The sequence below is a fragment of the Streptomyces phytophilus genome, from assembly GCF_013870535.1.
GTDB lineage: Bacteria > Actinomycetota > Actinomycetes > Streptomycetales > Streptomycetaceae > Streptomyces > Streptomyces phytophilus.
Genome location: NZ_JACBXC010000247.1, coordinates 1 through 6,420, shown reverse-complemented (window position 1 = coordinate 6,420; position 6,420 = coordinate 1). Strand labels below are relative to the sequence as shown.

Annotated in this window: 6 protein-coding genes; all 6 read left to right on the top strand. The window is 72.3% G+C overall.

Annotated features, from left to right (window positions below):
* On the top strand, nucleotides 1-557 hold a 557-nt coding region (locus H5J30_RS13830), incomplete at its 5' end, for a TilS substrate-binding domain-containing protein (RefSeq protein WP_181787733.1).
* A gap of 190 nt (nucleotides 558-747) precedes the next feature.
* Nucleotides 748-1,287: a hypoxanthine phosphoribosyltransferase gene (gene hpt, locus H5J30_RS13825; protein WP_181787734.1), complete on the top strand. Its 540-nt coding sequence runs from the start codon at nucleotides 748-750 to the stop codon at nucleotides 1,285-1,287.
* A 299-nt stretch (nucleotides 1,288-1,586) separates the two neighbouring features.
* A complete protein-coding gene (gene ftsH / locus H5J30_RS13820; protein ID WP_181787732.1) occupies nucleotides 1,587-3,653 on the top strand; it encodes an ATP-dependent zinc metalloprotease FtsH in 2,067 nt (688 codons plus the stop codon).
* Nucleotides 3,654-3,737: 84 nt separating this feature from the next.
* On the top strand, nucleotides 3,738-4,361 hold the full coding sequence (gene folE, locus H5J30_RS13815; protein WP_181787731.1) for a GTP cyclohydrolase I FolE: 624 nt from the start codon (nucleotides 3,738-3,740) through the stop codon (nucleotides 4,359-4,361).
* On the top strand, nucleotides 4,361-5,374 hold the full coding sequence (locus tag H5J30_RS13810) for a formylglycine-generating enzyme family protein (protein WP_181787730.1): 1,014 nt from the start codon (nucleotides 4,361-4,363) through the stop codon (nucleotides 5,372-5,374). Before folE ends, H5J30_RS13810 begins: the two co-directional genes overlap by 1 nt.
* A 383-nt stretch (nucleotides 5,375-5,757) precedes the next feature.
* Nucleotides 5,758-6,420 (top strand): dihydropteroate synthase (gene folP, locus H5J30_RS13805; RefSeq protein ID WP_181787729.1); only part of this gene is annotated, 663 nt, incomplete at its 3' end.

Here is a 6,420-nt window from a genome sequence, read left to right as displayed (position 1 = left end):
GCGGCTCCGGCGTGCGCTCGCTGTCCGGCATGGCCGCCGCCTCCGGGCCCGGCGGCCGCTACCGCCGCCCGTTCCTGCAGATCGACCGCCAGGTCGCCCGCAAGGCGTGCATGGTCCAGTCCCTGCCCGTCTGGGACGACCCGCACAACGTCGACCCCGCCTACACCCGCTCCCGCGTCCGCCACGAGGCGCTGCCCGTGCTGGAGAAGGCCCTCGGCCGCGGCGTCGTCGCCTCCCTGGCCCGTACCGCGCGGCTCTCCCGCGACGACGCCGACGCCCTGGACTCCTGGGCCGCCGACGCCGAGCGCGGCGTACGCGACACCGACGGCGGCCTCGACGTCCGCGGGCTGTACGTGCTGCCGCCCGCCGTCCGCCGCCGCATCCTGCGCCGCGCCGCGCTCGCGGCCGGCGCCCCGGCCGGGTCCCTCTTCAGCCGGCACATCGAGGAGATGGACAAGCTCATCACCGGCTGGCGCGGGCAGAGCGCCCTCAACCTCCCCGGCCGCGTGTCCGCCCGTCGCGAACAGGGCCGGCTCGTCGTCCGGCGGGAGGGCTGAGGACCCGCGGGGCCGCGGATCCCGCCGGCGCACCGGCCCGCCGGCGGGGCCGTACCGGCACCGGCCAGGGGCCGGACGTGCGGAAAACGTGTCCTACGCGCTCCTGACCGGCGGGAGAACGGATGGCAGACTGTCCGTTCGGCAGTGGTCGTCGAACGAACGAGAGTGACCCCGGGTGAATGCGAAGGACATGGGCGCGGAGCTGGAGAAAGTGCTCATCACCAAGGAAGAGATCGACGCCAAGCTCGCCGAGACGGCCGCGAAGATCGACGCGGAGTACGCCGGCAAGGACCTCCTGATCGTCGGGGTGCTCAAGGGCGCCGTGATGGTCATGGCGGACCTCGCCCGCACGCTCTCCACGCCGGTGACGATGGACTGGATGGCCGTGTCCTCCTACGGCGCGGGCACCCAGTCCTCCGGTGTCGTACGGATCCTCAAGGACCTCGACACCGACATCCAGGACCGGCACGTGCTGATCGTCGAGGACATCATCGACTCCGGCCTCACGCTCTCCTGGCTGCTGTCCAACCTCGGCTCGCGCCGGCCGGCCTCGCTGCGGGTCTTCACGCTGCTGCGCAAGCCGGAGGCGGCGAAGGTGCCCATCGACGTGGACTGGGTGGGCTTCGACATCCCCAACGAGTTCGTCGTCGGCTACGGCCTCGACTACGCGGAGAAGTACCGCAACCTGCCCTTCGTCGGCACCCTCGCACCGCACGTGTACGGTGGCTGACGCGGTCTGCGGCTTCCGCTGCGCGGACTGAGGGGCAGCCCGCCGCCACCCCCCGGGTGGCCGGACGCGGGCCGACGGGTCCCGCCCGGGGAACACCGGGGGGTTTCCCGCCGTTGGAGCATGGGAAAGCCGGTTTGTTAGCCGTCCCCGCCGGGGACGGGTGACAATTCTGGGGTACCGTCCGAACGTCAGTCGTTTCAGTTTGGACCCATACAGGCATACGCACGGCCACGGGCTCGGTCAGGAGCCAGCCGTGCCTCACTGGGCAGGAGGGACGGGGCGGACACCGCCCCGTGTGGATGGACGTGAAGCGCTACTTCCGTGGGCCGGTCATGTGGATCGTGCTGGCCGTCCTCGCCGTGGTCCTGTTGATGCAACTGGTCGGCTCCTCCGAGGGCTACAAGTCCGTTGACACCGCCAAAGTCGTCGCCGCGATCGACGACAAGAAGGTCAGCTCCGCGGAGCTGACCACCGGCAACAGCGAGACCATCAAGGTCCAGCTCAAGGGCGACAACAAGATCGACGGCAGCGACAAGGTCCAGGCGAACTACATCGACACCCAGGGTGCCGGTCTCGCCACCAAGCTGCAGGAGAAGTTCGACGCGGGCGAGATCCCCGACGGGTACTCGGTCAAGCCGACCAAGGACAACCCGTTCGTCAGCATCCTGCTCTCCCTGCTGCCGTTCGTCCTGATCGTCCTCGTCTTCCTCTTCCTGATGAACCAGATGCAGGGCGGCGGCTCCCGGGTCATGAACTTCGGGAAGTCCAAGGCCAAGCTCATCACGAAGGACACCCCGAAGACGACCTTCTCCGACGTGGCCGGGGCCGACGAGGCCGTGGAGGAGCTCCACGAGATCAAGGAGTTCCTGCAGGAGCCCGCGAAGTTCCAGGCCGTCGGCGCCAAGATCCCCAAGGGCGTGCTGCTCTACGGGCCGCCCGGCACCGGCAAGACGCTGCTGGCCCGCGCCGTCGCCGGCGAGGCCGGCGTGCCGTTCTACTCCATCTCCGGCTCCGACTTCGTCGAGATGTTCGTCGGTGTCGGCGCCTCCCGCGTCCGCGACCTCTTCGAGCAGGCCAAGGCGAACGCCCCGGCCATCGTCTTCGTCGACGAGATCGACGCGGTCGGCCGGCACCGCGGCGCCGGCATGGGCGGCGGCCACGACGAGCGCGAGCAGACGCTGAACCAACTCCTGGTCGAGATGGACGGCTTCGACGTCAAGGGCGGCGTCATCCTCATCGCGGCCACCAACCGGCCCGACATCCTCGACCCCGCCCTGCTGCGCCCCGGCCGCTTCGACCGGCAGATCGGCGTGGAGAGCCCCGACATGCAGGGCCGGCTGGAGATCCTCAAGGTCCACCAGAAGGGCAAGCCGGTCGCCCCGGACGTCGACCTGTCCGCGGTCGCCCGGCGCACCCCCGGCTTCACCGGCGCCGACCTCAGCAACGTGCTGAACGAGGCCGCGCTGCTCACCGCGCGCAGCAACAGGAAGCTGATCGACAACGAGATGCTGGACGAGGCCATCGACCGCGTGGTCGCCGGCCCGCAGAAGCGCTCCCGGATCATGTCGGAGAAGGAGAAGAAGATCACCGCGTACCACGAGGGCGGGCACGCCCTGGTCGCGGCGGCCTCTCCCAGCGGCGACCCGGTGCACAAGGTGACGATCCTCTCCCGCGGCCGCGCCCTCGGCTACACGATGGTGCTGCCCGACGAGGACAAGTACTCCACCACGCGCAACGAGATGCTCGACCAGCTCGCGTACATGATGGGCGGCCGCGCCGCCGAGGAACTGGTCTTCCACGACCCGACGACCGGCGCCGCCAACGACATCGAGAAGGCCACCGGCCTCGCCCGCAAGATGGTCACGCAGTACGGCATGACCGAGCGGCTCGGCGCGATCAAGTTCGGCTCCGACCAGTCCGAGCCCTTCCTGGGCCGGGAGCTCTCGCACCAGCGCGACTACTCCGAGGAGGTCGCCGCGCTGGTCGACGAGGAGGTCAAGAAGCTGATCGAGACCGCGCACAACGAGGCGTGGGAGATGCTCGTCGAGAACCGCGACGTGCTCGACAACCTCGTGCTGGAGCTGCTGGAGAGGGAGACCCTGGGCAAGGAGGAGATCGCCGAGATCTTCCGCCCGCTGGTCAAGCGCCCGCTGCGGCCTGCGTGGACCGGCTCCTCGCGGCGCACCCCCTCCACCCGGCCGCCGGTCGCCTCCCCCCGGGAGACGAACGGCTCGGGCCCGAGGATGCTCGACAAGGCCGATACCCCGCCGGCCAACGGCGGCCTGCCGGGCGGCCTCGGGGGCGGCACGCTGCCGGGCGAGGGCCCGCAGCACCAGCCGTCGCCGAGCGAGGGCGGTCAGCCGTAGCGGATACCGCTGGAATGTGTGCAGCGCCCCCGAGGTTCTAGCCTTGGGGGCGCGGCCATTGGCGCAGCTACGAGAGGCACCACGATGACGGATGCGGCTGTCCGGCCGGGACACGGACCGGAACACGGCGACGCGGGGTACGGCGACTTCGACGAGAAGCGCGCCGAGGACGCCGTGCGGGAACTGCTCATCGCCGTCGGCGAGGACCCGGACCGCGAGGGTCTGCTGGAGACGCCGGCGCGGGTGGCGCGCGCGTACAAGGAGATATTCGCGGGGCTGCGGCAGCGTCCCGAGGACGTGCTGACGACGACGTTCGACCTGGGCCACGACGAGATGGTGCTGGTCAAGGACATCGAGGTGCAGAGCACGTGCGAGCACCACCTGGTGCCGTTCGTGGGCTCCGCGCACGTGGGGTACATCCCGTCGCACGACGGGAAGATCACGGGGCTGTCGAAGCTGGCGCGGCTGGTGGACGTGTACGCGCGCAGGCCGCAGGTGCAGGAACGGTTGACCACGCAGATCGCGGACTCGCTGATGTCGATACTGGAGCCGCGGGGCGTGATCGTGGTCATCGAGTGCGAGCACATGTGCATGACGATGCGGGGCGTGCGGAAGCCGGGGGCGAAGACGCTGACGTCGGCGGTGCGCGGCCAGCTGCGGGACCCGGCCACGCGGGCCGAGGCGATGAGCCTGATCAGGGCGCGCTGATGGCGGCCGGGGGTACGGAGCCGCGCGCGTGCTGCGCGCCGGGGCGCGCGGGCGTCGCGGAGGTGCAGGTCGCGCCGGCGCGCACGGAGGCCACCGCTCCGGGGGCGGCTGCCGGGGCTGGAGCCGGGGTTGGGGCCGGGGCCGCCGTCCCGGCCGCGTACGAGCCGCGCGGAGGGTGGCGTGAGCTGCCCGGCGGGGCGTTCCGGATGGGCTACGACGACGGCCCGTACCCGGCCGACGGGGAGGGCCCGGCGCGCGAGGTGACGGTCGACGGCTTCGCCGTCGCGGCGACGGCGGTGACGAACGAGGAGTTCGCAGCCTTCACCGACGCTATGTCGTACGTCACGGACGCCGAGCGCTACGGCTGGTCCTTCGTCTTCGCGGGCTTCCTGCCCAAGAACTTCCCGCCCACCGCCTCGCCGCCGCAGACGCCCTGGTGGCGGCGGGTCCACCAGGCGGACTGGCGGCACCCCGAGGGGCCCGGCTCGGGCCTGCGCGGCCGGTGGGACCACCCGGTGGTGCACGTCTCGCACGCCGACGCGGTCGCGTTCTGCGACTGGGCGGGCGGGCGGCTGCCGACGGAGGCGGAGTGGGAGTACGCGGCGCGCGGCGGGCTGACGGGCGAGCCGTACCCGTGGGGTGCGGAGCGGGAGCCGGAGGGCGCGTACCGGATGAACATCTGGCGCGGCACCTTCCCGGACCGCAACACGGCGGCGGACGGCTACCGGGGCACCTGCCCGGTGGACGCGTTCGAGCCGAACGACTACGGGCTGTACAACGCCACGGGGAACGTGTGGGAGTGGTGCGCGGACTGGTTCCACGCGCGGCACCACCGGAAGGCACCGCGTGACAACCCGCGGGGGCCGCGGCTGGGGCAGTCGCGGGTGCTGAAGGGGGGGTCGCACATGTGCCACGAGTCGTACTGCCTGCGGTACCGCACGTCGGCGCGGATGGGGAACACGCCGGACAGCTCAAGCGGCAACACGGGCTTCAGGCCGATCCGCAACGCCTGACCGGGCGGGCGTACGGGGCGGGCACCGCCAGGCCCGTAGGCCGGGGGGCCTGTCTGCCCTGAGCCCGAGAGCGTGCCTGGCCTGCAAGACCCGGGGAGCTGCCTCGCCCGCGGGCCGTCCCCTCGGCCGACGCCCGATGGCCCGTACCCCGGGCCCCCCGTACCCCGGGCCCCCCACCGGCTCCGCGGTCTGCCGTCCTACCAGCCCCGCACACCCGCCCAAGGGTAGGCGCGCCCTCTGACATCGCCCCGTGCCCGTACGCACCGCCTCGGCCGCCCTACGCCCCGCATCCCCGCCGCGGCGAACCGCCCCGGCCCCCGCGCGGGCCGGCGTCCCCGGTGCCCGCCGGGCCCGGTCGTACCGGTGGCGCATACGCTGGGGGTATGACGGATACGCGCAGGGGGCAGGTGGCGGGGCTGCCGGACTTCGGCCGCTGCGCCGTCATGGGCGTCGTCAACGTCACCCCCGACTCCTTCTCCGACGGCGGCCTCTGGTTCGACTCCGCGGCCGCCATCAAGCACGGCATCGACCTCGTCGCCACCGGCGCCGACATCGTCGACGTCGGCGGCGAGTCCACCCGCCCCGGCGCGCCCCGCGTGGACGAGGACGAGGAGCTGCGCCGCGTCCTGCCCGTCGTACGGGGCCTCGCGGCCGAGGGCGTACTCGTCTCCGTCGACACCATGCGCGCCGCGGTCGCCGAGCAGGCGGTCGCCGTCGGCGCGCGGCTCGTCAACGACGTCAGCGGCGGCCAGGCGGACCCGGGGATGGTGCCGGCGGTCGCCGCGGCCGGGGTGCCGTTCGTCGTCATGCACTGGCGCGGGCAGTCCATCGACATGAACAACCGCGCCGTCTACGCGGACACCGTCACCGAGGTCGTCGACGAACTGCGCCGCAGCGTCGACCGGGCGGTGGCCGGCGGGGTCGACTTCGAGCGGATCATCGCCGACCCGGGCCTCGGCTTCGCCAAGCAGGCGCCGCACGACCTCGTACTGCTGAACAGCCTCGCCCGGCTGCGCGCCGAGCTGGGCCGTCCGCTGCTGGTGGCG